Below are 24,131 nucleotides of genomic sequence, written 5' to 3'. Positions count from 1 at the left end.
AGTTATTGATTCACTTTTACCATTGAAGGACGGATGACGCGATCCTTCAGTTTGTAGCCTTTTTGCAGTTCTTCGATAACAATATTGCTGCCGAAGTTTTCATCTTCCACCTGCATGACAGCTTGGTGAAGGTTCGGATCAAATTCTTGACCGACAGCTTCGATGGCTTCAACGCCTTCTTTTTCAAGTGCGTCCATCAGCTGGCGGCGGACCATTTCCATACCTTGCAGCAAGCTTTTTGTCTGCTCGCTTTCAGCTTCTACCTGTAGCGCCCGTTCAAAATTGTCGAGAGCCGGAAGGATTTCCGTTACGACGTTTTGAGAACGGTATTTCTGAGCAGCTTCCATTTCAAGGCGGCTGCGTCGTTTATAGTTTTCAAAGTCTGCTTGAACACGCAAAAGCTTGTTTTCTTTTTCATCAAGCAAACCCTGCAATTCATCAATTTGGTGCTGAAGGGCTTCTTCCTGACCTGCCGTTTCTTCATGCTGCTCTTGTGAAGCGGCTTGTTCTGCCTGTTCTGTCACTTCTTCTTGTTCTGCTGCTTCAACCTGTTCTGCGGTTTGTTTTTCTTCTGACATTGTGTTCACCTCCCTCAAATGCTGTAAAAAGATGACTGAAAATGATTGCCAAAATTCCCTTATTCATCATACAAACTTGTGAATGCTTTTGACAAGTCCGAAGTCACGTGCTGCAGCAGGCTGACGACTCTTGAATAATTCATGCGCGTCGGCCCGATAATCGCGATTGATCCGATCTGTTTCGTATCAACTGTATAGGTGGCCGTGATTAAACTGCAGTTTTCCATTTCTTCGTAGTCGTTTTCTTTCCCGATTTTGATTGAAATCCCGGCTTTTGATGACTGAAACAGCTTCAGAACATCCTGCTCTTTTTCAATTAAAGATAAGAGCGAGCGGACCCTTTCAATATCATGGAATTCCGGCTGATTCAGCATGTTGATCTTTCCGCCGAAAAACAATTTCTCAACGTGGGCCGCCGGATGGAATGTGGAGCGGAGCGATTCAAGTATGCTGTCATAGTTGGCGATATGCTGCCTTAAATAGGTGACAACCTCTTTGAAAATGCGCTCATTCAGTTCGTCCATCGGCACGCCCGCTAATCGATCGTTTAATATATTGACCAGTTTTTCAATATCGGCCAAATCCACTTTAGCCGGGAAATTGATGGTGCGGTTTTCGACATGCCCCGTGTTTGTGACGAGGATGGCGACCGCCTTATCCGGCTGGATCGGAACGATTTGAATCTGTTTAAGATAGTTCTCGCTCAGCGTCGGCCCGAGGACAATCGATGTGTAGTTTGTCAGATCGGACAGGATTTGCGCTGATTTTTGGACTGTTTTTTCCAGCTCGAAGATTTTTTCTTTAAATATCGAGTGAATTAAATCCAGATCGGTTTTTGTCAGCTTGACGGGTGACAGCAAATGATCGACATAATACCTGTACCCTTTTTCCGACGGAATCCGTCCTGAGGATGAATGGGTTTTTTCAATAAAGCCCAATTCCTCCAAGTCAGCCATCTCGTTTCTGATCGTTGCAGAGCTGAATGTAATCTCGTCTTTTTTTGAAAGAGTTCTTGATCCTACAGGCTGCGCTGATTGTATAAAATCATTAATAATCACTTGCAGGATCAACAGCTGACGATTTGTTAACATCATCATCACCCCTGTTAGCACTCAAGGTCAGCGAGTGCTAATTCTATATCAAAAGTAACAAACCAAAAGAAAAATGTCAATTATAACTCACCCAAAAAAGCGCCAAAAACCTCATTTCCTAATAATTTGCCCTCATGCGTTAATGCAACCGATTCTTCCGCGTCACAGATCAGGCCTTTTTCGGTTAAATCTTTGAGAACATCGGGAAACAGTTCGTCGACCGAGCGTCCGAATTTATCGAGAAAAGCTTGCTTTTGTACGCCGGACATTTTTCTGAGACCGAGGAACATTTCTTCTTCAATCTGCTCCTCACGTGTCACCTTGTGCGTGTCACGGTAAGGCAGCCCCTTTTCTTCGATGAGCTGCATGTAATGTTTCACAGGCCCGGCGTTGACGGTGCGCGTGCCGCTGATATATCCGTGAGCGCCTGCGCCAAAACCGAAATACTCTTCATTGCTCCAATACGTCAGATTATGCTGGGACTCGTATCCGGGCTTTGCAAAGTTACTGATCTCGTATTGACGGATGCCCGCCTCACTCATCTGTCTCATGACCGTTTCATACATCTCGGCCTCTTGTTCTTGCGCCGGGAGATGCAGGCGGCCTTTTTGCATTAAATTATAAAACACCGTTTTCGGCTCTACGATCAGCGAGTAAACGGAATAGTGCTCCGCATCAAGAGACAAAGCCGTTTTGACGGAATTGTCAAGATCGGCCAGCGTCTGACCCGGCAGGCCGAACATCAAATCGAGACTGATGTTGTCGAAGCCGAGAGCCCTCGCACGTTCAAAGGAAGTGAATACGTCCTTTTGTTTATGCACTCTGCCGATTTTTTGTAAAAGCTCATCTTCAAAGGTTTGAACACCGAAGCTCAGCCGGTTGACACCGGCATTTTTCATGATTTTTAATTTTTCCGGGGACAAATCATCCGGATTCGCTTCCGCGGCAAATTCTATGAGTCCGTCAGAAGGCTTCAGCACGCGGTGAATGGAATCCATCAATTTTTCCAGCTGGACGGGTGAGAGCGATGTCGGCGTGCCTCCCCCGATAAAGATCGTACGGAGATCAGGGCGTCCCGTCCGTTCTATTGTATTTATCATTTCCTTTTCGAGTGAGTTTAAGTACTCATCGACAGGCTGGCTCTGAATAAAATATTTATTGAAATCGCAATAATGGCAGATATGCTCACAAAACGGAATATGAATATAAGCTGATTTCATTTTGAAACACCTTCTTCTTTACAGAAAGAAGCCGCAGCGCGGGACTGCGGCGGCTTCCGTTATTTTTTCGGGCTGTCATCCATTTTAAGAACGGCCATAAACGCTTCCTGCGGCACTTCTACTGAGCCGACCTGCTTCATCCGGCGTTTTCCTTCTTTTTGTTTTTCAAGAAGCTTCCGTTTCCGCGAGATGTCTCCTCCGTAACACTTTGCAAGGACGTTTTTCCGCATGGCCTTAATGGTTGAGCGGGCCACGATTTTCTGTCCGATCGCCGCTTGAATCGGTACTTCAAAGTGCTGGCGCGGAATAAGCTCTTTCAGTTTTTCCACAATTACTTTTCCGCGTTCGTACGCGTAATCGCGATGCACGATAAATGAAAGGGCGTCGATTTTTTCTCCGTTCAGCATAATGTCCATCTTGACAAGTTTAGACGGTTTGTAGCCGATCAGTTCGTAATCAAAGGACGCGTAGCCTTTTGTGCTTGATTTCAGCTGATCAAAAAATTCATATACGATTTCCGCTAATGGCATGTCATAGACAATGCTGACACGATTTGCGTCTAAATATTGCATGTCGATAAAATTGCCGCGTTTTCCTTGGCAAAGCTCCATCACCGCACCGACATAATCGTTCGGCACCATCATTGTCGCTTTGACATAAGGTTCTTCCACCCGCTCTATTTTTTGCGGGTCAGGCATGTTGGACGGGTTGTCGACAACAACCTTTTCGCCGTCTGTCATATACACATCATAGATAACACTCGGTGCCGTTGTGATCAGGTCGATTTTAAACTCACGCTCAATCCGCTCCTGGATGATTTCCATGTGAAGCATACCTAAAAATCCGCAGCGGAAACCGAATCCGAGCGCTTGGGATGTCTCTGCTTCATATTGAAGCGATGAGTCATTCAGTTCAAGTTTCTCAAGAGCTTCCCTTAAATCGTTGTATTTGGCCGTATCGATCGGATACAAACCGCAATACACCATCGGGTTCAGCTTGCGATATCCAGGCAATGCTTCGGCAGCCTGATTGGCCGCGCTTGTTATCGTGTCACCGACGCGTGTGTCACCGACATTTTTAATCGCAGCAGTTAAAAAGCCTACATCGCCGACAGTCAGTTCATCTGTCGGAGTTGCTTTCGGCGTGAACACACCGACTTCTGTCACTTCAAACTCTTTTCCGGTTGCCATCATTTTAATTTTCTGGCCCGGTTTGACCGTTCCTTCTACGACTCTGATATACGCGACGACTCCGCGGTACGCGTCATAAAGCGAGTCAAAGATGAGCGCTTTCAGCGGAGCTTCCGGGTCTCCCGCGGGAGCCGGCACTTTTTCTACGATCTGTTCTAAAATGTCTTCGATGCCGATGCCCGCTTTCGCTGAAGCGAGGACGGCGTCTGAAGCGTCAAGGCCGATAACGTCCTCAACCTCTTGACGCACACGTTCTGGCTCTGCGCTCGGAAGATCGATTTTATTAATGACAGGAAGAATCTCAAGATCATTATCAAGCGCCAGATAGACGTTCGCCAATGTCTGCGCTTCTATTCCCTGAGCCGCATCAACAACGAGAATCGCGCCTTCACAGGCAGCCAGGCTTCGCGATACTTCATATGTAAAGTCGACGTGTCCGGGCGTGTCGATGAGATGGAATATATATTCTTCTCCGTCTTTTGCTTTATATTTCAGCTGAACGGAATTTAATTTGATGGTAATTCCCCGTTCGCGTTCAAGGTCCATTGAATCAAGCAATTGTTCTTTCATTTCCCGCTGGGTGATCGCCGATGTTTTTTCTAAAATCCGATCCGCCAAGGTCGATTTGCCGTGGTCTATGTGGGCGATGATGGAGAAATTCCGGATTCTTGACTGCCTCTCTAAACGCTTTTCTTTATCTGTCACAATCTATCACTCCTACTATTAAACGCAAAATACACTAGCTTAGATTATATCAATAGGATTGTAAACATTCAATTAAAACAAGAAAGAGAAAAGCTTCCTTTAAGGAATCATCCGCTTTTCTCTTCATCAATGCTAACGGTTCAGTTTCGAAACCCACTCATACATCGCCTGCGCCGAGTCCGTCACGGTATTTGAAAGGGTTTCCCCGGCTTTTGAAAACAGGTTGAAGGTTTCCGCCTGTTCCAGCTGTTTTTGTTTTTCTTCCAGATCTTTCGCCGTAACGGTTTGTCCCAAAATGGAAGCTTCTTTTCCCTGTCCTTCTCCGCCGCCGAGCGTGAATGCTCCTTTTAAGGAGGGATCTTTGTATCCTTTCATATCAAGCATTCCGCTGTTTGCCTGCTGCATGCCGAACAATACGCCGAAAAACATGACAATGGCAATCAGCAGGCATTTGCCGGTAAAACGGATCATTCGAATCACCTGATTTCTATTGTTTTTTCTTCTCTCCTGATTGCGAACTGACCTTTTCTGCATCCCAGTACAGTTCGCTGAACACATCGGCCACGGCATCTGATGCGCGCCTCAGTTCTTCAAGATTGTTATCCACGCCCCCGAATTCCAGCAGAAGCGACCGGTCGTTTAAATCTTGGTTGTATACTCCATTATCTCCCGGAGAGCCTTTTGATAAAACACCGACGCTTAAGCCGGGGTATTTTTTCTCCATCAGCTTATGAAGTTCACTTGCGAGTTTATAGTTTTCTTCAAAATTAGCGCTTTTTTTGCCGACGACGATGGCGACTCTGGCATAGCTTTTTCCTTTAATGTCGGCTGTCGTATTTTTCTTGCGGCGGGAATCCCGGTGAATGTCTATGGTATATTGCAGGTTTTTATTTTTGGCGAGCGCGCTTTTTACGACCGGCCTTGATTCGTCATAGCTTCGCGCATAATTTAAGCCGTCTTTGTTCAGGCGGGCCTGAATGTCGGTTTTATCTACGGTCGCTCCTACACCTTGCGCTTCAAGCGCTTTTCCGAACATATCTCCGACAAGCGTGACATTGGCCTTCGAATGGCGGGCGTTATCCGGATTTGTTTCCCCCTTTAACAGAGGAAGGTAGGATTCGGTATTATGAGTGTGGTAAATAAAGACGACTTTTTTGCTGCCTGTTGAATGTTTCGGCGGCGCCGTTTCTTCTTTTTTCGTTTTGTTTTCGATTTCTGCCAGGTTCACTTCTTTTTCTTTTTCCATCACTTTTGACGGCGGCGGAGATTCAGCCGGCATATTCGTATAATCCGTCCCCTGCCCCGCCAGAAGGATCTCCGTATCATATTGGGCAAATCCCGGCAGCTCACGTCCCAAGAAACTCCGCGGGTCTTCCATATTAATACTTGTCGCCAGTTTTAAGGAAAGCCGGGACAGCTGAAAAGAGTCTTTTTCAGGAAGCTCTGAGGCGAAATAATGATTTTCCATGCCGAGGAGGTGTGCAAACGCGTCACCCGGAAGTTCTCCGGCAATTCCGTGAAGAGAATCCGAAGAAAGCCTCAGTTCAGGGCGAAGCGATGTGAGCACACCCGATAATACGAAAATAACGATAAGGCTTGTCATAAACAAAAACATGCCCTTGAGCGCATTTCCACCGTTTACTGCAACGACAATTTGACGGTTTCTGCGTTTTTTTCTCATGATTTGAATCCCTCCAGCGCTTGTCTAGTAATTACTCTATGAACAAGCTAGAGGAGGTAGAACCATTTTAATGATTATAAGAACCTTTGTTATCTTGTGACACTTTTTCATGAAGGGCGGTGTTTAACCCGTTTGCAAGTACGTTCGCCATATCATCAATAAAGGTGTCAATCTCCTTCGGCGTGACCATCAGATTATGGCCGAGCGGAGAAAGCACTTCGTGAATCAGCTGGCGTTTTTCGTTTTCGTCCAGCGTGCCGACAATACCGAGAAAGGATTGGCGTTCTTTTTCTCCGGGAAGGTCTTCGTCTGTCAGCACCTTCTTTTTGCCGAAGTTCATTCCGGCGGGCACCAGAGATCTTGACGGGCTGTCATCTTTCATCTCTCTGCCGAAATGTTTTAATATATAATCCACCGTATCGCTTGCGATCGTAACCGCATCAACAACAGTCGGTACCCCGATTGCGATGACGGGAATGCCGAGCGTTTCCTTGCTTAATTCTTTTCTCTTATTGCCGACGCCTGATCCCGGGTGAATGCCCGTATCAGAAAATTGGATGGTCGTGTTCACCCTTTCAACGGCTCTTGCCGCAAGAGCGTCTACCGCGATCACAAAATCCGGCTTTGATTCTTTGATCACCCCTTGAATAATATCGCTCGTTTCAATTCCCGTTAATCCCATCACACCGGGAGCAAGCGCGCTGACCGGCCTGTACCCTTCCTGTACGTTTTCTGGCTGAAGCCTGAACAAATGCCTAGTCACAAGAAGGTTTTCGGTCACGAGAGGGCCGAGCGCATCCGGCGTCACATTCCAGTTGCCGAGACCGACGATCAAACAGCTTGCATCCTTTGGAATCTTTAATGCCGATAGATAGGCGGAAAATTCCTCGGCAAACACTTCCGTTACTTTTTCCTGCATGTCAGAGTCGTGTTCCCGGACCCCTTGAGCCTCGATCGTGACATAGCGTCCCTGCTTTTTCCCCGATAGCTCGGCGCCTTCTTTGGTAATATCGACGGTTCTGACTTTAATGCCGCCCTTGTCGTGTTCTTTTTCAATAAACCCGTTTATTTCTTTTTTCTGACCGGCTTGTCCGTCTTTTACTGCCTGTTTCGTTTCTACCGCTAAATCCGTCCGTATCAGAAATTGATTGACATCCAGTTCGTTGTTTTTCACAGGGAAGACCTCCTTCAATCATCGTGGTACATAGTGTGGCCATTTACAAAACGAATCATGCGAATTTACCCATCAACGAAAAATACTTTACATTTATATTGCAATCTAAAGTTCTGTTTGATAGAATACAATTTGTTCTATTGTGAAGAAGATTTAACCTTAAGACACTGTGCTACAGGTTGTATCTTAGGAGGTGAAACACATGCCAAACATTAAATCAGCGATTAAACGTACAAAAACAAACAACGAACGCCGCGCTCATAACGCGACAATCAAATCTGCTATGCGTACTGCAATCAAACAAGTTGAAGCTTCTGTTGCTAACAACGAAGCGGATAAAGCGAAAACTGCTCTTTCTGAAGCAGCGAAACGCATTGATAAAGCAGTGAAAACAGGTCTTGTACACAAAAATGCCGCAGCTCGATACAAATCTAGACTTGCGAAACAAGTGAACGGACTTTCTGCATAATACAAAAACGATCCCTTTAACGGGGATCGTTTTTTTCATTCAGTCCGGAGAAGCTCAAGGAGAAAGAGCTCCAGCAAAAGCTGCTTGTCCTTTTTCCCCGTTTTCATTTCATAATCCATCACTGCGAGTCTTTCTATAATACGCCGCAGCTCTTCTTCAGAAAAAAGCCTCGCCTGATCCATCGCCAGCTTTACCCGGAAGGGGTGGACCTTTAAGTTGGAAGCGATTTGCTTTTGGCCGTATCCTTGTCCTGCAAAATACTTTGTCTGCATAATCAGACGGAATTGGTTGGCGATCAGCGCCATAATTTTGATCGGTTCTTCGTTTTGTTTTAAAAGATCATAAAATATTTGAAGACTTTCCGTCCGTTTTCGGTTCACGATTTTGTTGATCAGCTCAAAAATATTCTGCTCCAAACTTCTTGCGACGAGCTCCCGGACATCTTCAAGCGTGATCTCATGTCTGTCACCGGTGTAGGCGGAGAGTTTTTGTATTTCCTGATATATGGAAGACAGATGGCCGTTTGCAAGCAGAACCAAATGCTCGGCAGCTTCTGTATCGATCGTTTTATTTTCGGATTTCGCCAGATTAATCGTAAAATCAGTCGTCTCCTTTGCATTCAGCTCCTTAGCTTCAATCATAAGGGCTTTTTGCTTCAGCGCTTTCGTCAGCTTTTTCCGTTCGTCCAGTTTCTCATACGGAGCCACAATCACAAAGACAGTGTAAGGTGCAGGCTCCTTCAGATAAGTCTCCAGAGCGGCTGTATTATGCTCTATTTTTTCTTTCTTTTTTTCCCCTGTTAAAAAAGACGGATTTTTTACGATGACCAGCCGCTTCTCTCCCATAAACGGAAACGTTTCCGCATCGGTTACGGCCTGGTCAAGCGGATCTTCTTCAAGATCAAAAACAGACAGGTTAAAATCCTTTGTCTCCTCATCAACGACAGCTTGTCTGATCCGGCTGACAGTCTCTTGGAGCAGATACGTTTCTTTTCCATATAAGCAATAAACGGAGCGGACATCCCCTTTTTTCAGGGCTTTCCAAACATCAAATACCATGATCGTATGACTTCCTCTCTTTCTTGATCCCCTTCTATCCTAAATTGAGTTCGGCAAATAGTAAAGAGGAAGCTTTAAGGACAGCTTCCTCATTTATAATAAACGCCTGATTCACAAGCTCCCGGGTCTGCTTGTAAAAAGGCGATAATCACAAGAACAGAAAACGTTACCATCACTTCTAGATTTTTCAAAACAATTCCAGTATACTTAGGGAAGTCAGGAGGGATGAAATTGAATGATTTTGAAAAAAACGTTCAAAGCAAACGAAATGATGCTGTTGACTCAGCTGTCGGTTTTGTCGTGTCCTTCGGATTTTTCGCCTTTTTGTTCGTGATGGCAACAGCCATCCATCTTATCGGCTCTTAGCCGCATTCCGGGCTGCTGTCAATCGGCAGTCTTTTTTACTTCTTGCGCCCTGGTTTCTTCTATATCATATGGAGGGAAGACGGAAAACGTTCCGGCGCCTTTTTTAAATCTGTATTGAATCGTTCCGCTGACATCGGTGCGAAGCACATTGACAGAGTACGCCTTCAAACGATCCAGCACTTCTTCATGCGGATGATGGTATCGATTCTCTTTTCCTGCTGAAATCAGCGCTGCTTCCGGCTGAAGCTGTTTCAAAAAGGCTTCACCCGTAGAGCTTTTGCTGCCGTGATGACCCGCCTTCAATATATCAGCCTTCAGTTTCGGATACGTTTTCAGCACTTCCGTTTCGCCGTCCGATTCTAAATCTCCCGTCAAAAGCCAGCTCACTCCGCCTAAAACCGTCCAAAGCACCAGTGACGAATCATTTTTACTCCTTCCGTCAGACGACTCCGGAGACAGCACCTGAAACTGAAGATCACCGGCTGTAATGGTGTCGCCCCGCTTTGCTTCGGCAACGGGAATGTTGTTTTCTTTCGCCATATTTAATATGTTCTGATCTTTCGGTTCTTTTACGAATCCCACGGGGACAATTAACCGTTTGACTCTATGATTTTTGATTAACACTCCGGCTTCTCCGATGTGATCTTGATCCGCATGGGTTAAAATCAGCGCATCCAGCTTTTTCACCCCTTTTCCGTTTAAAAACGGAATCAAAACCTTCTCGCCGATAGAATACGGGTGGCGTTTTTCTTTCCATGATTCTCCGGGATAAGCAATCACTCCCCCTGTATCAACCATTACAGTCCCTTTGCGGTGCGGCGCGCTTATAAACAGTGAGTCTCCCTGCCCGATATCAAGCATATCCGCTTCTCCCCATGGACTGAAATACGGACGGCATATTAAATAAGCCAAAACCGCGCAGAAAAAAAGAGCCGATTTCCTGAGTTTTAAAAAACCTCCCTTTTCCAAAGCCGCAAAAAGCGTAAAAACGGAAACCGCAAGCAGAAGAAGGGAAACAAAGTCAGGCTTTGACACAATCATAGTAAATAAATCAACGGATGCCGCATATGTAATGAAATCATGCACAGGCTTCATCACAAGGTCGAACATATCAAACAAACATTCTCCCATCTGCCTTGAAAGTAAAAGAAGAAGGAAACCGATGACAGAAACCGGAATGACAAATAACGTATAAAATGGCACCATCACCATATTCATCGGAAAACTGACAAGTGAAATCTGCTGAAAATGATAGAGAAGAAACGGAAGTGAGCTGAGCTCCGCAATGAATGAAGCCATCGCAAGCCCGGCAAGTCTGCTTTTCCCCGCTTTCTTTAAAATGGAGGATGACAGAATTAAAGAGGCGCTTACCGCAAAGGAAAGCTGGAAGCCCGCCTGCCAAAGGAAGTAAGGATTAAACAGCAGGAGCAGCAGATAAGACAGGGACAATGCAGCAGAGGAATGAATGCCGCGTTTAACAAGAGTTCCGGCGATATAAAATCCCAGCATGAGGGATGCGCGCAATACGGATGGGGCGGCACCGCTCAGCAGCGTATACACCGGCAAAAACAGCAGCAGCAAAATTCCCGCTTTTTCTCTTGTCAGCCCGATTCTGATCAGAGCATAAAATAATCCCGCCGTAATAAGACCGACATGCATTCCGGAAATCGCCATTAAATGAACGACTCCTAAATTTTGATATGCACTCAGTATATCGTCCTCTATAGAAAATCTTTCACCTAAGGTCAGCGCTTCAACAATTCCGGCGGAAGATTCAGGCACGTGATTCCGAATGATCGAAATCAAATTTTTTCTGATGTTCAGCAGTTTAAACAGCGGCTGTTTGGATTTTTCACACTGCTGAATGGACGTCACGGAAAATAACCAGTGAATCTGCTGAGAGTAAAGATATTCCTTATAATCAAAACCTCCGGGAACCGTCGCATGTGCAGGCTGTTCCAGAGAGCCTGTAAACGTGCAGCGCATCCCCGGTTCGAGCTGTTCAATAAGTCTCTTTTCCTCAAGTGACCGGATTTTGTACGAAGCCGCCCATTTTTCCTTGTCATGTGTACGGATAACAGCTGATATTTTCGCTCCGTCAACTTTCGGAATATTAGTGATGACGGCCTGTTCAGTATAACTGCCGGCCTGATACCGCGTTACATTCGCAGCGTCACAAACCGTATAAAGAAAGAAATAAACACAAAAAGAAACGAGGCAGACGATAACCGGAGCATACTGCTTTGTTTTTACAATAATAAAGAGAAGATACAGAAGAAAAAGGAGCAGAACCCAGGAGACATGAGCGGCGGCAATTCCCGCAGTTGCAGAAACCGCCGCCAGAGGCAGAAGAAGGTATTTATATTTCATTTATACGTAACTGGTAAACAGCTCATTGGCCTGTTCATGAATTTTTTTCAGATCATCTGCCTTAACCCCCGCATCAGATAATTGCTGAATCAGACCTGCTACAAAAGACAATTTTTCACGGTTTTTCAGATCGATGATCATCTCATCAAGTTCGACCTGCTCCACCTTGACTCCGGCTTGGCTGAACAGCTCTTTTGCATAAGGCTGTGTTTTGTAATCTTCGGCATAATAAACCGTTTTGATGCCTGCCTGGATAATTGATTTGCAGCATTGAATACAAGGATAATGCGTCACATAAATTTCGGCGCCCTCCGTCGGAACACCGAACTTAGAACATTGCAGAATCGCATTCATCTCTGCATGTATGGTCCGCTGGCAATGATTATCTATTAAAAGGCATCCTTCATCAGCGCAATGGACGCCGCCGGCGATTGAGCCGTTGTATCCCCCGGCAATCATCCGCTTATCTCTGACTACGGTTGCCCCGACTGACAGTCTCGGACATGTGCTTCTCAGCGCCAGCAAATGGCTTTGCGCCATAAAATATTGATTCCATGAGATTCGTTCCACAAGTGTTCCCTCCAAAAAGTCTTGTTGCTTTTCTAAGTTTACATAGATTTAAGCAGAACCGTCAATTCACTTTACCGTAATGGAAGTTTTTATCCGCTCAAATGACTTTTCTCCAAAGCCTGATACATTCATCAAATCTTCAGCAGTCTGAAACCGTCCTTTTTCTTCTCGGTAGGCGATAATCGCTTCCGCTTTTTTCTGCCCCACCCCGGAAATCGCCTGAAGTTCGTCCAGAGATGCCGTATTGATATTGACAGCTGCATTCTCCTTTTCACCCGCTGCTGTTTTCGGGCGATTCTCCTCTTCGCCTTCACTCGGAATATAAACAATCGTCCCGTCCTGCAGCTGCTCTGCTAAATTAACTTTCAATTCATCCGCCTTTTTCTTCAGGCCGCCGGCTTTTTCAATGGCTTGAGTCACTCTGTCTCCCGCTTTCATTTCATACACGCCGGGATTTCGGACCGCGCCTTTCACATCAATCATAATCTTGTCGTCTGCGGTGTCTTTTTTGTCCGCGACGGATGCTGAGGCTGTTTGGCCGAGCACGGACTGCTGTTTGACCGGCTCTTCCTTTTCAGAACGAAACAGCCAAATGCAGATAAAAACCGCCCCTGCTACAAGACAAGCGCCCAGAATTTTCAGGTTCCGCCGCAGCGGCTCCGTCATCATCGCTTTCGTCATATTGCATTGCCTCCCCGCATAAGGTTTAGAGGATTAAGGGAAAAAGGAGGGGAATTCATTGAAAATAGGCTTTATCGGCACCGGAAACATGGGAACGATCCTGATTGAATCGTTTATCGAATCAAACGCTGCCGATCCCTCACATATCACCATCACAAACAGAACAATCGAAAAAGCATTAAAACTAAAAGAACGTTTCAGCGGCATCCATGTCACCGAGGATCAGGAAAAGCTCGTACAGGAAAATGAAATAATATTCATTTGTGTAAAACCGCTGGATATATATCCTTTGCTGAAGAAACTCACACCGCATTTACGGAAAGATCACATTTTAATCTCCATTACCAGTCCCGTTCAGACGGATCAGATTGAACATACGGTTCCGTGTCAGACGGCCCGCGTCATTCCGAGCATTACGAACCGCGCCTTGGCCGGCGTCTCGCTTGTTACGTTCGGCAAAAGCTGCAGCGAGTCTGCAAAAGCGGATATTCAAACGCTGTTCACTCATATTTCAAAACCTGTGGAAATCAGCAGCGGCATTACAAGAGCGGCGTCAGACATTGTCAGCTGCGGGCCCGCTTTTATGAGTTATCTCGTTCAGCGCTTTATTGACGCGGCAGTGGAAGAAACGGACATCACCAAAGAAGAAGCCGTGATTATGTCGACGGAAATGCTTGTCGGTCTCGGAAAGCTTCTGGAAACAGGGCATTACACGCTTCCCGCCTTGCAGGAAAAAGTATGCGTAAAAGGCGGCGTCACCGGAGAAGGACTGAAGGCTCTCGAAAGCGGTGTTCAGGATATGTTCAACCGTGTCTTTCAGCGTACACATGACAAATACGATGAAGATATATCGTTAGTGAAGAAGCAATTTCACGTGTAACTGAGTATGCCATAAAGTGCTTTACCGCGCCAATCGCAAAAAATGCATTTTAAAAACCATCGTTCCGTTTAAACGATGGTTTTTGGTTTGCCTGCCGTGAAGAAAAGACGTTCAGACTCTGTTGAAGGAGGCCGGTCTGTAAAATCAGCCGTCACCTTCTTCAGTTCAAATCCGGTCTCTGCAAGCATTTGTTCATATTCTTCAATGTGAAATGTTTTTTGCTCATGCGTCTCGTCATAGCGGTCATAAGATTGTCCGTTCCATACGAAAAAGGACATATCATGGATGACAGAAAGCTCTTCATCGCCGGCAAAGCTTTGCCAAATATAGCTGATCTGCTCATCCTGATCCGCATGGGTGCTGTCCGGAAAAAGCTCCGTCATTTTAAATGGGGAATGGACGTCAAACAGAAGCAGGCCGTCCTCCTTCAAAACTTGAAAAACACTTTTGAAGGTGCTTAAGACATCATTTTTCGTTTTTAAGTAATTAAGGGAATCACAGCAGATGACAACGGCATCAAACTGTTCTTCAAAACCGGAAAGCTCTCTCATATCCTGCTGGAGAAAAAGAATCGGCTTTCCCGTTTTTTTCTGCTGGGCACAGCTCAGCATATCTTCACTCAAATCAATCCCCGTGACTTCGCAGCCTTTTTCAGCAAGCCTGATGGATATTTCTCCGGTTCCGCAGGCAAGATCAAGCACCCTTCCCTTTTCCGGAAGAGACGCTTCGATCCAGCCCGCCCATTCATCATACGGCGCATGTGACATTAACTCGTCATATACGCCGGCGAAGCCTTGGTAAATCATGAGTTCAAGCCGAGCTCAAGCTCTGCGAGCGGCGCGTCGCCCCATAGCTTTTCAAGATTGTAGTAGCTTCTTTCATCTTTATGGAAAACGTGGACAATGACGTCGCCGAGATCAACTAAAATCCAGCGGGCCTCATCAAACCCTTCCATCTTTTTGACATCAATGCCGTTTTCTTCTGCCTGATCTTTAATTTCACGCGCAATTGCCTGAACCTGCTTATCAGAATTCCCGTGGCAGATTAAAAAGTAATCCGCTATAAGTGAGATTCCTTCCATGTCCAGCGCTAAAATATCTTCTGCACGTTTATCGTCGCATGCTTTTGCCGCGATTTTTAATACGGAAGCTTGATTCATTCTTCAAATTCCTCCTGTCAATTTTAAAGACACCAGCCAATTATAGGTTGCAAACGTCTCCGGAAAGACCGGCTGGTTTTTTTTCATCAGAAATATCATTGTATTTTTCATTGCTTGTATGAGCGCTTCGTTCAGATCCGTTTCCGCCAGACGGCGCACCTCTTCCACTCCGGGAAAATGGCGGCCGGGTTCAATGTAATCCGCAACGTAAATGACTTTGTCTAAAAGGGTCATTCCGGGACGCCCTGACGTGTGATAGCGGATTGCATCCAAGATCTCAGGATCAGTGATCCCCGCTTCTTTCTCAGCCAGATACGCTCCCACAGGGGCATGCCACAGCTCGGCATTGTAATCCAAGAGCTCAGCCGGCATTTTTTCCCGCACGATGATCTGCTTCATTTCTTCTTTCGGCCGGAATTTCGCATAATCATGAAAAATGGCCGCCATTTCCGCTTTTTTCGGGTCTGCTCCGAACCGGCCTGCGAGAATAACCGCCGTATCTGTCACGCCGATTGTGTGGATGTAGCGATGCTCGGTCAGCTGTTCTTTGACGCAGGCAAGTGCTTCCTCACGATTCATATAAATCATTCTCCTCTATATACTGCCTCACTTTATCCGGCATTAAGTATTGCGTCGGCTTTTTTGCTTTGAGACGTTCTCTCAGCATCGTTGACGAAACGTCAAATTCCGGAACGTCGGCAAAAAGCAGCGGGTACGGGGTCTCAATATGATACCCCGGGCGCCGCACTCCGATAAATTGAATGAGCGTGAGCAGTTCGTCCAGTTTGTACCATTTCGGCAGATATTCAATCATATCCGCCCCGATAATAAAGAAAAGCTTGTCGTTCGGGTGCCGCTCCTTCAGTAAACGGACAGTATCATAGGTATAAGAAGGGCCTTTCCGGTCCATTTCCGCAAGCTCAAGCTTAAAGCCGGAATTCGAGCTGATGGCAAGCTTCAGCATCTCCACCCGGTGCCGGCTGTCTGTAAAGTCTTCATTCTGCTTGTGCGGAGGGATTTTATTGGGCATAAACCAAATCTCATCGAGCTCCGCCTGATGAAGGACTTCATTAGCCATCAGAAGATGTCCGTTGTGCGGAGGGTCAAATGTGCCCCCGAATATTCCGATTTTCTTCATGTCAACCACCTTACGGAAGCTCGATTTGTTTATTTTCCTTTGACTCCTTATACAATACGATCGTATTTCCGATCGTCTGCACCAATTGTGAGCGGGTGCCTTTCACAAGGGCTTCTGCGACATCATTTTTATCGTCTTCGCAGTTTTGAAGCACGCTGACTTTAATCAGCTCTCTTGCTTCTAAAGCCTCGGCAATCTGTTTCACCATGTTTTCGTTGACTCCGCCTTTTCCCACTTGAAAAATAGGCGTTAAATGATGCGCTTTTGAACGCAAAAACCGTTTTTGTTTTCCTGTTAACATTGTGTTCCTCCTAGTTTTCCTTCAACAATTGCTCTCATTAAGCCGCTGTCAGGCTCTTGTTCCGTCCACAGCTTGAAAGACAGTGCGGCCTGTTCCACAAACATGCCGACACCGTCAAGGGTTGTTAAACCTCTTTTTTCAGCTTCTTTTAAGAACGCCGTTTGAATCGGGTTGTATACGATATCACAAACGATGGCGCCCGTTTTGGCCCGTTCCAATGAGAGCGGCACGGCATCCGTTTTCGGATACATGCCGACAGATGTTGTATGAATAATGACGTCATATTGTTCAAGCTGATTTTCAGCTTCTTTTAAAGTAAGGGCGCGTTTCTGCTGAAAAGAGGGAGCAGCCGCAATCAGACTTTCTGCTTTTTCCGGCGTGCGGTTGCAAACGTCAAATTGTTTCGGCTCTCTGCGGACGATCGTCGTAAAAATCGCTCTTGCCGCTCCTCCCGCCCCAATCATAAGGATGGAGAGCTCTGATATCGGTTTGTCCAATACTTTGACTAAGGATTTATAAAACCCATCTCCGTCAGTATTATACCCGATGAGCCTGTCTCCCTCTCTTTTGACGGTATTTACGGCCCCGAGTACTTTCGCGCTTTCATGTATTTCATCCAGATGCTCCATGATCGCGACTTTATGCGGGACTGTGACGTTCACTCCGCAGATGCCAAGCGCCTTGATTCCGTTAACGGCGTCCTTGAGATGATGAGGTTCCACCTGAAACGCAAAATACTGCCCGTTGATGTTCTTATCTTGCAAAGCAGCGTTATGAATATCGGGTGACATTGAATGCCCGATCGGATTTCCGATTACTCCGTACAATTGTTTCATGCTCCCTCTCCCCTTCTCTCTATATTAATGAACGGCGGACAAATACGTGTACGCCTTTCGGAGCGTATGCCGTTATTTTTTTATCTGCTTGCTGCACCGTGACCCAGCCGAGACCGGAAAAAACGATATCCGTCTTTCCTTCTTTAATCGAAAACGTATGGGGTGTAAGCTCCGGAAATTCATCCAAATGATCTTTTCCGGGCGGGGTAAGCAGTTCTCCCGCATGCTTTTCGTATAAGGCATCAGCATTTTCAAGCTTTGTTCTGTGAATCATCAATTCATTCGGCATATAGCAGACAAACGCTGTTTTATCGCCTGATACATAGTCAAACCGGGCAAGCCCGCCGAAATAAAGCGTTTGTTTTTCATTCAGCTGAAAAGTGCGCGGCTTCAGTTCTTTTTTCGGTGTCAGCACCTTTAAGTCACGCTTGTCCACGTAATGCGCCATCTGGTGATGGTTAATGATTCCCGGCGTATCATAAAGCGCAGATCCGTCATCAAGCGGGATTTCAATCGCGTCAAGCGTCGTGCCCGGAAATTGAGAGGTGGTAATAATATTCTCTTCCCCTGAGACCTCTTTAATAATCCGGTTGATAAATGTGGATTTGCCGACATTGGTACAGCCCACCACATACACATCGCGGCCTTCGCGGTAATGTTCAATGGCGTCAATGACTTCTTTCATCCCTTGTCCGCGGGAAGCGCTGATTAAAAAGACATCAAGGGGTTTTAAGCCGTATTCTTTCGCTTCGCGTTTCATCCATTGAACGAGCCGTTCCCGTTTTACGGATTTCGGCAGGATATCGGCCTTATTACCGACAAGAATGATCGGATTACCGCCGACAAAGCGGTTCAGCCCGTTTATCCAGCTTCCGTTAAAATCAAAAATATCAACGACTTTGACAATAAGAGAGTCAGTATCGCCGATTGTGTGCAAGATATTTAAAAAGTCATCATCCGTTAATGAAACATCTTGAATTTCATTGTAATTTTTCAGTCTGAAGCAGCGCTGGCAGATGACATTCTCCTTTGTGAGAGATGCCTTTGGCGCGTATCCGAGACCTTGTTTATCCTCGGTTTGGATCGTTACTCCGCAGCCGATGCAAACAACCTTTTCCATTTCTAATCCTCCCACTGAATATGGCCTTTACGTTTCAAAGAACTCAATATTCTCCGTTCAATCCGGCGGTTAAAGCGCGTCATGACTCCGTCAGAGGAAGCGACAGGCACGACGAGGATCGTATGATACCCGTTTCTGTTTCCGCCGAGAACATCAGTAAGCAGCTGATCGCCGATGACCACACAGTCTTCTTTTTTTAGATCCATGCTGCTGACGGCTCTTTTAAAGGCGCGCCCCATCGGTTTTCTTGCCTTATAAATAAACGGTATGCCAAGCGGCTCCGAGAATAATTTCACTCTTCGTTCATTATTATTGGAGACGATCGTGACTTTAATGCCGTGCTCCTTCATTTCTTCAAACCACTCGATTAATCGAGGTGTCGCACTCGGTCTGTCCCACTCCACAAGCGTGTTGTCAAGGTCTGTAATAATCCCTTTCACATTGCGTTCCTTGAGCTTTTCCGGTGTGATATGAAATATATTTTTCACAAATTCGTCAGGTAAAAAAAACTTTTTTAACAAAACCCGCACCCTTCCTTTTCTTTCTATCATCTATATGTCGAAACCTGTCAGATTTAAAAACAAAGTCGGACTCAGCAAAAAAATTTCGACAAAAATTGGGTTTCTTCACCAGTTGTGGATAAAATTACACACATTATCCACTCTTATTACATCCGGATTTATCCAGATTATAAACAAGATACTAACAAGTTATCCACGTACGAGTGTGGATAACAGAACGATTGTTCTTATTTGTATTTCATGGTAGATTAAAGATAACCTCACCATGATTGAAACGCAACCTTCCATCATATGCTTGCGTCTGATGATTGATTACAATTGTAAGGAGGTGCCACTCCCATTAATTGGGTCCCCGGCATGAGAAAGCTTTCTGATGAATTACTAATAGAATCTTATTTCAAAGCCAATGAAATGAATTTGAGCCGTGAATTTATCGAGTTAATTGAAAACGAAATCAAAAGAAGATCGCTCGGACACATTATTTCCGTTTCTTCTTAAACAGAAAAAAGTTTCCGGGCGAATTTCCTTTTTTTACTCAGATGACTGATATTATATCACTTCGGTTATGCGCATTACTACCACTTTCAACAAAAAACACCCCTAAAATAGAGGTGTTTAAGAGGACGGCTGCTATATATTGAACCAATACAGACCGCCCAGGACGAGAATGACGACGAGCAGCACAACAAAAAATGCGTACCAGTACCCCGCATTCACCCGAGGAGGCGGGCATACAGGATGTTGCGGAGGGAAACCGCGGTTCATAGCAATCGCCTCCAAAAAGATGTTTTTTCTACAGCCTATGAAGCAGAAGCAAAACGGTTTAGGCAGCTGACGGCGTCAGCGTTCCAAAACCCGCCCATTTTTTATGCCTTCAATTAAGATTCTGGCGCCTTTTGGCGTCATATGATTTCCGGAGGGATCTATCAGTCCGGATTGGATCAGCGCCCGGTCTGTATCTTTGCCGCCGTCCGCGCGTATAAAGTGTTTCCAGTTATCCACCAGCGGCACTTTCAACTCAGCTGCAACCTGCCTCGTAACGCCGTTATAGGAATTATGCCATTTTCTCGCGCCGCCTTTTTCTTTAAAGGCTGAGGCTTTATATCTCGAATAGTAATAGAGATGATGCGTTCCGTTTCCTTCTATAACCGGGATGCACGTCATTAAAATCGGCTTTATGCCGTGATTTCTGCTTTCGTTTATGAAATAAGTCAGGTTTTCTTTAAACCGTTTCTTTGATACCCGCGGCTGATCGCCCGTCAAAATGCCCGCATCATTTGTTCCGAACATGATAAATAAATATTGGGGCTTACGCTCCAGCACGTCGCTTTGAAAGCGCAGGCGCGCATCCTCAGTCGTCTGGCCGCCTATTCCCGCATTTATAACCGTAAGACGGCCGCGTTCCGCTGTTTTTAAAATGTTTACCCACTGCTGCGCCTTCGGATAATCACGATAATCCCAGTTGGAACCGCGCGTATTGCTGTCGCCGAACGCGACAACACTTTTTTCTTTGCCCGCGGCGCATCCTGATAACAGACAGATTATCGTAATAAAAAGAACAGCAAACTTCATTTTCTCTCCCCCCAAACCTTACCTCCTATGGTACACATCTCTTTGGCGGCTTTCAACGCGGCGCTCTCTTTACTGGATATGAAAAGGACCGGAATCCTGTCCGATCAAATCCGAAACCTTAACAAACGTGTAGCCCTGCTTTTTCAGCTTGGGAATGATTTCTTTCAAAGCCTCAACCGTCTGGCGCCGGTTTCCTCCGCCATCATGCAGAAGAACGATATCTCCATCTCTGGCATGTGAAACAACGTGCCTGACGATTTTTCCTTTCCCGGGCCTTTTCCAGTCTCTCGGGTCTTGGTTCCATGACCACATGATGATATGATAGCCCTCTTTTAAGATGCTTTTGAAAGCCGTATGATTCAGCGATCCTCCCGGCGGGCGGAATAACTTGTCTCCTTCCGGCTGAAGCGATGTGATATGATGCGCGGAGCTGTGAAGCTCTTGTAAAATGTCTTTGCGTTTCAGACGGTGAAAATAAACATGGTTCATCGTATGGTTGCCGATTTCATGCCCTTCTTCAACGATGCGTTTTGCCGTTATGGGGTATTTGTCTATACGGCTCCCGACACAAAAAAAGGTTGCTTTAACATTGTGCTGTTTCAGCACGTCTAACACAGCCTCCGTATAGACAGGATGGGGGCCGTCATCGAAGGTTAAAGATAGTTTCTTTTTTTCAGACCTTATATCCCAGTACACGTTTCCCGTCTTCTCCATGTCACTTCTTTTTAAAGATTTCGCATCGGCGGACACGGCAGTGAGACTCGTGAGGACGCATATCATGATGATCAGATGAAAGCATCTCAACGTTTACACCTCCAGTAAACACTACTGTTAACGTGTCCCCTTTTATAAAAAATGATTCTCTGCATCAAATGATTTACATCACCCGCTTCCCGCTTGTTTTTGTCCAAATCCGGGTGCAGCCGTTTCTCATCAAACGACAAATGCTGATAAATCAAATACGCTTATCGGACAGCTTATTTTAATAGAAGGAGATAGATTTGTGCTGTATACTAAATGAAAAGAGGTGAACGTGCAGATGATAAAAAAGGGATTCAGTCTTGCCGTCATTATTGCTGTCGTGATGATCGGCTTTATGCAAAAAGACGTCTGGCTCAGCATGATTCGCGCGGGCGGCATGTACGCCGTGCTTATGAGTATCCTTCTGGTCGCAGCTGACGTATTTTTTCCGATTGTTCCATTCGCCATTATCGCGGCCTTAAACGGAGCGGTTTTCGGGATTGTAAACGGGGTGTGGATTACATTGTCAGGCGCGATGCTCGGAACAATGGCATTGTTTTTTCTCGTCCGGTACGGATTCAGAGACTGGGCCAGAAAAAAGCTGCTGGCTTACCCGGCAGCGGCCCAATATGAAGATTCATTTCATCAGCACGCGTTTACGGCGGTGCTTTTCGGGCGGCTGATTCCGATTATACCGTCGCTTGCCATGAATACCGTCTGCGGGCTGAGTAATATCCGATGGCCGATCTTTTTTTCTGCGTCGGTGCTCGGCAAAATTCCGAACATTGTGATCGTGACCGTCGCAGGCGCTTCATTTACAAGCAACAAACTGCTGTCTTTCGGGATTTACGGAATGTATATGCTCGTCTTAATGGCGGTCATTTATAAGAAGTTTCCCGGACTTTTAAAAACAACGAAAAAATGAAGCGCGTACCGCCCCCTATTCCGGCGGTACGGCTCCTCTCATTCTGAACCGACCACTACCATATTTTTCTTTCTGTAAAATGACAAAGCCGCTCTGAAAAACTGCCTCACGTATTGATGCAGTTTCGTTCCGCACCCCCTTCCCCTCTGCTGCTCAGCAATATAGTAAAGGTGCACATAACCGATTTTTTGGCTGCGGTAAAATTTGATGGAAGCTTCAAGCTGTCCGATCGGCTGCCCGTTATGAAAAAGCGGCATAAAACCGTCGGGAAAGCATTTGATTTGGGATGACAGCCACCTGAGATATTCATCCTTATTAAAATGATCCGCCGTGCCAAAGCTGACGAAAAACGAATCCTCACGAAATGAAACGGCCGTCTCTTTATGTTTGTTTAAATTGATCCGCTTGAAATACATCAGGAGTCCTCCTTTTTGCGGCCGCAAATAAGAACGAGCATAAAACGGCTGCCAACGCCAGCATAACAGCAGCGCCTGCGATGACAATGCCGCGGACGGAAGAACTGACAGAAGCCGCTCCGAAAACCGCCGTTACTACTATAATGAAGACGGCTTCGACTAATGAATAAAAGCTCCCCACTCTCCCCATGATGTCCACCGGAACATTCTTTTGATAAAACGTCAGAAAGCCTGTATTGGCAAACGCCAGAAAAAAAGCGAGAAGGAAAAATCCGAAAACAGCCGTCCAAAAAACGTCAGAAAACGCATAAATCATATATCCGGCCGCTGTGAATAAAGAGCCCATTCCCATCAATAAAGAAGCCGGCATTTTTTTATTAAAGAACACATTGACAAGCGCTCCCGCAATAATGCCTGCCCCTGAGACACTGACGAGAAAACCGTAATCGGCATCAGTCAGCTGAAGAACCTCTTTTGCAAAAGCGGCTTCAAGCGAATCAAGCGCTGATGGCATAACGGTCATGACCAGACTGAATAAAAAATAAATGATCATGACGTTTCGCGCTGTTCGGCTGAAGCGATAGACGAGCTTCCAATCTTGTTTGTAAACTGCCAAAGAAAGCTTCTGTGCGGGAGAATGTACGTGAGGCTCATTTTCAAGGTTCGGCAACATCATCGTAATAAAACCGGACAGCACTAAAGCCGCCGCATTCACCCAAATCGCAAAAATCGGCGTGCCGGCGATAAAAAGCAGCCCGGCCGCAGCCGGCCCGAGGAGAAAAGCCCCTGATTCCGACAAAGCCCTTAGTGAATTGAATCGTTTTCTCCTTTCAGCCGGGATAAGCATCGTCACATACGCCATGGAACACGGACGAAACATCGCATTGGCCATTTGAATCAAAAATACGATACAATAAACGGAAAATAAAGACCGTGCAGTAAACATCAGCGGCAGAACGGCAATGAATGCAGCCCGGATGAAATCAAGCGACATCATCATATTCCGTTTGTTGCACCGGTCGATGATGCTGCCCGCCCACCCATTTGTCATCAAAACAGCCGCAGGCCTGATTAAATAAAGGATGGAAACCGCAAAAGCAGACCCCGTTTCTTTTAAGACAATAAGATTAAGAGACAAAAAATAAATCCATTCACCAATATTTGCTATCCCGATTCCGGTTAACAGAAGCATCGGGTACCGCCAAGACTTCAGGTTTTTCATCTTATCCCTCCCTTAGAAATAAAAAACGCCCTCAAGACAATAAAGTCTTGAGGACGGGAAACAGCCCGCTATGCCACCTCAATTCGGTTTGGTGCCGGCCTTGCCGGGTACAAAGCTTACTCGGTAACAGGAGTATCCGCCGCATCA

28 protein-coding genes and 2 pseudogenes are annotated in these 24,131 nt (G+C 45.9%); 5 read left to right on the top strand and 25 right to left on the bottom strand.

Features of this window, described 5'->3' with window-relative positions; translation table 11 throughout:
* Positions 1-2: 2 nt before the first annotated feature.
* The 7 genes from grpE to gpr all read right to left on the bottom strand — a co-directional run bounded on the left by grpE (position 3) and on the right by gpr (position 7,639).
* Entirely contained in the window at positions 3-578 is a 576-nt protein-coding gene (gene grpE, locus BXO87_RS13050; protein WP_003152892.1) for a nucleotide exchange factor GrpE, read from the bottom strand.
* A gap of 59 nt (positions 579-637) precedes the next feature.
* Positions 638-1,669: a heat-inducible transcriptional repressor HrcA gene (gene hrcA / locus BXO87_RS13045; RefSeq protein ID WP_003152889.1), complete on the bottom strand. Its 1,032-nt coding sequence runs from the start codon at positions 1,667-1,669 to the stop codon at positions 638-640.
* 80 nt (positions 1,670-1,749) lie between these two features.
* Entirely contained in the window at positions 1,750-2,889 is a 1,140-nt protein-coding gene (hemW, locus tag BXO87_RS13040) for a radical SAM family heme chaperone HemW (protein WP_038459254.1), read from the bottom strand.
* Positions 2,890-2,948: 59 nt separating this feature from the next.
* A complete protein-coding gene (gene lepA / locus BXO87_RS13035) occupies positions 2,949-4,784 on the bottom strand; it encodes a translation elongation factor 4 (protein ID WP_038459257.1) in 1,836 nt (611 codons plus the stop codon).
* A gap of 132 nt (positions 4,785-4,916) precedes the next feature.
* Positions 4,917-5,255 (bottom strand): YqxA family protein, encoded by a 339-nt coding sequence (locus BXO87_RS13030; RefSeq protein ID WP_038459259.1) that lies wholly within the window; start codon positions 5,253-5,255, stop codon positions 4,917-4,919.
* Positions 5,256-5,271: 16 nt separating this feature from the next.
* On the bottom strand, positions 5,272-6,465 hold the full coding sequence (gene spoIIP / locus BXO87_RS13025; protein ID WP_007612673.1) for a stage II sporulation protein P: 1,194 nt from the start codon (positions 6,463-6,465) through the stop codon (positions 5,272-5,274).
* 67 nt (positions 6,466-6,532) lie between these two features.
* Positions 6,533-7,639, bottom strand: a complete 1,107-nt coding sequence (gene gpr / locus BXO87_RS13020) for a GPR endopeptidase (protein WP_038459261.1) — start codon at positions 7,637-7,639, stop codon at positions 6,533-6,535.
* A 202-nt stretch (positions 7,640-7,841) separates the two neighbouring features.
* Here gpr and rpsT point away from each other — a divergent pair, with 202 nt between their 5' ends.
* Positions 7,842-8,108 carry a 30S ribosomal protein S20 gene (gene rpsT / locus BXO87_RS13015; RefSeq protein ID WP_003152876.1) on the top strand — a complete coding sequence of 89 codons (267 nt, stop codon included), beginning with the start codon at positions 7,842-7,844 and terminating at the stop codon, positions 8,106-8,108.
* A gap of 16 nt (positions 8,109-8,124) precedes the next feature.
* Here the strand turns inward: rpsT and holA are convergent.
* A pseudogene (holA, locus tag BXO87_RS13010) lies at positions 8,125-9,166 on the bottom strand (DNA polymerase III subunit delta).
* A gap of 39 nt (positions 9,167-9,205) precedes the next feature.
* Positions 9,206-9,357: pseudogene (locus BXO87_RS20560) on the bottom strand (hypothetical protein).
* Between the two features lie 40 nt (positions 9,358-9,397).
* On the opposite strand from BXO87_RS20560, the gene BXO87_RS13005 reads away from it, so the two are divergent.
* Positions 9,398-9,532 carry a YqzM family protein gene (locus BXO87_RS13005; RefSeq protein ID WP_003152870.1) on the top strand — a complete coding sequence of 45 codons (135 nt, stop codon included), beginning with the start codon at positions 9,398-9,400 and terminating at the stop codon, positions 9,530-9,532.
* Between the two features lie 18 nt (positions 9,533-9,550).
* On the opposite strand, the gene BXO87_RS13000 is transcribed toward BXO87_RS13005, so the two are convergent.
* The 3 genes from BXO87_RS13000 to BXO87_RS12990 form a co-directional block, all read right to left on the bottom strand.
* Positions 9,551-11,902, bottom strand: a complete 2,352-nt coding sequence (locus BXO87_RS13000; RefSeq protein WP_038459264.1) for a DNA internalization-related competence protein ComEC/Rec2 — start codon at positions 11,900-11,902, stop codon at positions 9,551-9,553.
* Positions 11,903-12,472 (bottom strand): ComE operon protein 2, encoded by a 570-nt coding sequence (locus BXO87_RS12995; RefSeq protein ID WP_038459266.1) that lies wholly within the window; start codon positions 12,470-12,472, stop codon positions 11,903-11,905.
* 66 nt (positions 12,473-12,538) lie between these two features.
* Complete coding sequence (locus BXO87_RS12990; protein WP_038459268.1) at positions 12,539-13,153, bottom strand: helix-hairpin-helix domain-containing protein; 615 nt, start codon at positions 13,151-13,153, stop codon at positions 12,539-12,541.
* A 58-nt stretch (positions 13,154-13,211) separates the two neighbouring features.
* On the opposite strand from BXO87_RS12990, the gene comER reads away from it, so the two are divergent.
* Positions 13,212-14,033, top strand: a complete 822-nt coding sequence (gene comER, locus BXO87_RS12985) for a late competence protein ComER (protein WP_012118027.1) — start codon at positions 13,212-13,214, stop codon at positions 14,031-14,033.
* 68 nt (positions 14,034-14,101) lie between these two features.
* Here the strand turns inward: comER and BXO87_RS12980 are convergent, their stop codons facing one another.
* Genes BXO87_RS12980 through BXO87_RS12945 form a run of 8 tightly spaced genes read right to left on the bottom strand, consistent with a single transcriptional unit; the run spans position 14,102 to position 19,108 of the window.
* Positions 14,102-14,839, bottom strand: a complete 738-nt coding sequence (locus tag BXO87_RS12980) for a class I SAM-dependent DNA methyltransferase (RefSeq protein WP_038459270.1) — start codon at positions 14,837-14,839, stop codon at positions 14,102-14,104.
* Complete coding sequence (gene rsfS, locus BXO87_RS12975) at positions 14,836-15,192, bottom strand: ribosome silencing factor (protein ID WP_007408260.1); 357 nt, start codon at positions 15,190-15,192, stop codon at positions 14,836-14,838. Before rsfS ends, BXO87_RS12980 begins: the two co-directional genes overlap by 4 nt.
* Positions 15,193-15,195: 3 nt before the next feature.
* Positions 15,196-15,771: a bis(5'-nucleosyl)-tetraphosphatase (symmetrical) YqeK gene (yqeK, locus tag BXO87_RS12970; protein WP_032873949.1), complete on the bottom strand. Its 576-nt coding sequence runs from the start codon at positions 15,769-15,771 to the stop codon at positions 15,196-15,198.
* Positions 15,761-16,330: a nicotinate-nucleotide adenylyltransferase gene (locus BXO87_RS12965; RefSeq protein WP_007408258.1), complete on the bottom strand. Its 570-nt coding sequence runs from the start codon at positions 16,328-16,330 to the stop codon at positions 15,761-15,763. The genes yqeK and BXO87_RS12965 overlap by 11 nt, the downstream gene beginning before the upstream one ends.
* A 10-nt stretch (positions 16,331-16,340) precedes the next feature.
* Positions 16,341-16,631, bottom strand: a complete 291-nt coding sequence (gene yhbY, locus BXO87_RS12960) for a ribosome assembly RNA-binding protein YhbY (protein WP_007408257.1) — start codon at positions 16,629-16,631, stop codon at positions 16,341-16,343.
* Complete coding sequence (aroE, locus tag BXO87_RS12955) at positions 16,625-17,467, bottom strand: shikimate dehydrogenase (RefSeq protein ID WP_003152856.1); 843 nt, start codon at positions 17,465-17,467, stop codon at positions 16,625-16,627. The genes yhbY and aroE overlap by 7 nt, the downstream gene beginning before the upstream one ends.
* A 19-nt stretch (positions 17,468-17,486) precedes the next feature.
* A complete protein-coding gene (gene yqeH / locus BXO87_RS12950; protein WP_033574151.1) occupies positions 17,487-18,587 on the bottom strand; it encodes a ribosome biogenesis GTPase YqeH in 1,101 nt (366 codons plus the stop codon).
* A 2-nt stretch (positions 18,588-18,589) separates the two neighbouring features.
* Positions 18,590-19,108 carry a YqeG family HAD IIIA-type phosphatase gene (locus tag BXO87_RS12945; RefSeq protein ID WP_007408254.1) on the bottom strand — a complete coding sequence of 173 codons (519 nt, stop codon included), beginning with the start codon at positions 19,106-19,108 and terminating at the stop codon, positions 18,590-18,592.
* 357 nt (positions 19,109-19,465) lie between these two features.
* Here BXO87_RS12945 and sda point away from each other — a divergent pair, with 357 nt between their 5' ends.
* A complete protein-coding gene (sda, locus tag BXO87_RS12940; RefSeq protein WP_003152850.1) occupies positions 19,466-19,606 on the top strand; it encodes a sporulation histidine kinase inhibitor Sda in 141 nt (46 codons plus the stop codon).
* Between the two features lie 132 nt (positions 19,607-19,738).
* Here sda and BXO87_RS21160 read toward each other — a convergent pair whose 3' ends face one another.
* The 3 genes from BXO87_RS21160 to BXO87_RS12930 all read right to left on the bottom strand — a co-directional run bounded on the left by BXO87_RS21160 (position 19,739) and on the right by BXO87_RS12930 (position 21,484).
* Positions 19,739-19,873 (bottom strand): hypothetical protein, encoded by a 135-nt coding sequence (locus BXO87_RS21160; protein WP_254894354.1) that lies wholly within the window; start codon positions 19,871-19,873, stop codon positions 19,739-19,741.
* Between the two features lie 75 nt (positions 19,874-19,948).
* Entirely contained in the window at positions 19,949-20,680 is a 732-nt protein-coding gene (locus BXO87_RS12935) for an SGNH/GDSL hydrolase family protein (protein ID WP_025285021.1), read from the bottom strand.
* A gap of 69 nt (positions 20,681-20,749) precedes the next feature.
* Positions 20,750-21,484, bottom strand: a complete 735-nt coding sequence (locus BXO87_RS12930; protein ID WP_007612700.1) for a polysaccharide deacetylase family protein — start codon at positions 21,482-21,484, stop codon at positions 20,750-20,752.
* Positions 21,485-21,719: 235 nt separating this feature from the next.
* Here BXO87_RS12930 and BXO87_RS12925 point away from each other — a divergent pair, with 235 nt between their 5' ends.
* On the top strand, positions 21,720-22,346 hold the full coding sequence (locus BXO87_RS12925) for a TVP38/TMEM64 family protein (RefSeq protein WP_012118035.1): 627 nt from the start codon (positions 21,720-21,722) through the stop codon (positions 22,344-22,346).
* 38 nt (positions 22,347-22,384) lie between these two features.
* Here BXO87_RS12925 and BXO87_RS12920 read toward each other — a convergent pair whose 3' ends face one another.
* Both BXO87_RS12920 and BXO87_RS12915 read right to left on the bottom strand, forming a co-directional pair.
* Positions 22,385-22,762, bottom strand: a complete 378-nt coding sequence (locus BXO87_RS12920) for a GNAT family N-acetyltransferase (RefSeq protein WP_038459275.1) — start codon at positions 22,760-22,762, stop codon at positions 22,385-22,387.
* Positions 22,728-23,984: an MFS transporter gene (locus BXO87_RS12915; protein ID WP_038459277.1), complete on the bottom strand. Its 1,257-nt coding sequence runs from the start codon at positions 23,982-23,984 to the stop codon at positions 22,728-22,730. Before BXO87_RS12915 ends, BXO87_RS12920 begins: the two co-directional genes overlap by 35 nt.
* Between the last annotated feature and the right edge of the window lie 147 nt (positions 23,985-24,131).

Origin of the sequence: Bacillus sp. GZB, assembly GCF_001975995.1 — a bacterium.
Lineage (GTDB): Bacteria > Bacillota > Bacilli > Bacillales > Bacillaceae > Bacillus > Bacillus velezensis.
The sequence above is the reverse complement of the archived record's forward strand: the minus strand, read 5'-3'. Positions and strand labels throughout refer to the sequence as shown.

Coding starts and splice junctions, on each gene's coding strand:
- grpE (WP_003152892.1), bottom strand. CDS start 578: ATGTCAGAAGAAAAACAAACCGCAGAACAGGTTGAAGCAGCAGAACAA.
- hrcA (WP_003152889.1), bottom strand. CDS start 1,669: ATGTTAACAAATCGTCAGCTGTTGATCCTGCAAGTGATTATTAATGAT.
- hemW (WP_038459254.1), bottom strand. CDS start 2,889: ATGAAATCAGCTTATATTCATATTCCGTTTTGTGAGCATATCTGCCAT.
- BXO87_RS13030 (WP_038459259.1), bottom strand. CDS start 5,255: ATGATCCGTTTTACCGGCAAATGCCTGCTGATTGCCATTGTCATGTTT.
- spoIIP (WP_007612673.1), bottom strand. CDS start 6,465: ATGAGAAAAAAACGCAGAAACCGTCAAATTGTCGTTGCAGTAAACGGT.
- rpsT (WP_003152876.1), top strand. CDS start 7,842: ATGCCAAACATTAAATCAGCGATTAAACGTACAAAAACAAACAACGAA.
- BXO87_RS13000 (WP_038459264.1), bottom strand. CDS start 11,902: ATGAAATATAAATACCTTCTTCTGCCTCTGGCGGCGGTTTCTGCAACT.
- BXO87_RS12990 (WP_038459268.1), bottom strand. CDS start 13,153: ATGACGAAAGCGATGATGACGGAGCCGCTGCGGCGGAACCTGAAAATT.
- BXO87_RS12980 (WP_038459270.1), bottom strand. CDS start 14,839: ATGATTTACCAAGGCTTCGCCGGCGTATATGACGAGTTAATGTCACAT.
- rsfS (WP_007408260.1), bottom strand. CDS start 15,192: ATGAATCAAGCTTCCGTATTAAAAATCGCGGCAAAAGCATGCGACGAT.
- yqeK (WP_032873949.1), bottom strand. CDS start 15,771: ATGAATCGTGAGGAAGCACTTGCCTGCGTCAAAGAACAGCTGACCGAG.
- BXO87_RS12965 (WP_007408258.1), bottom strand. CDS start 16,330: ATGAAGAAAATCGGAATATTCGGGGGCACATTTGACCCTCCGCACAAC.
- yhbY (WP_007408257.1), bottom strand. CDS start 16,631: ATGTTAACAGGAAAACAAAAACGGTTTTTGCGTTCAAAAGCGCATCAT.
- aroE (WP_003152856.1), bottom strand. CDS start 17,467: ATGAAACAATTGTACGGAGTAATCGGAAATCCGATCGGGCATTCAATG.
- yqeH (WP_033574151.1), bottom strand. CDS start 18,587: ATGGAAAAGGTTGTTTGCATCGGCTGCGGAGTAACGATCCAAACCGAG.
- sda (WP_003152850.1), top strand. CDS start 19,466: ATGAGAAAGCTTTCTGATGAATTACTAATAGAATCTTATTTCAAAGCC.
- BXO87_RS21160 (WP_254894354.1), bottom strand. CDS start 19,873: ATGAACCGCGGTTTCCCTCCGCAACATCCTGTATGCCCGCCTCCTCGG.
- BXO87_RS12935 (WP_025285021.1), bottom strand. CDS start 20,680: ATGAAGTTTGCTGTTCTTTTTATTACGATAATCTGTCTGTTATCAGGA.
- BXO87_RS12925 (WP_012118035.1), top strand. CDS start 21,720: ATGATAAAAAAGGGATTCAGTCTTGCCGTCATTATTGCTGTCGTGATG.
- BXO87_RS12920 (WP_038459275.1), bottom strand. CDS start 22,762: ATGTATTTCAAGCGGATCAATTTAAACAAACATAAAGAGACGGCCGTT.
- BXO87_RS12915 (WP_038459277.1), bottom strand. CDS start 23,984: ATGAAAAACCTGAAGTCTTGGCGGTACCCGATGCTTCTGTTAACCGGA.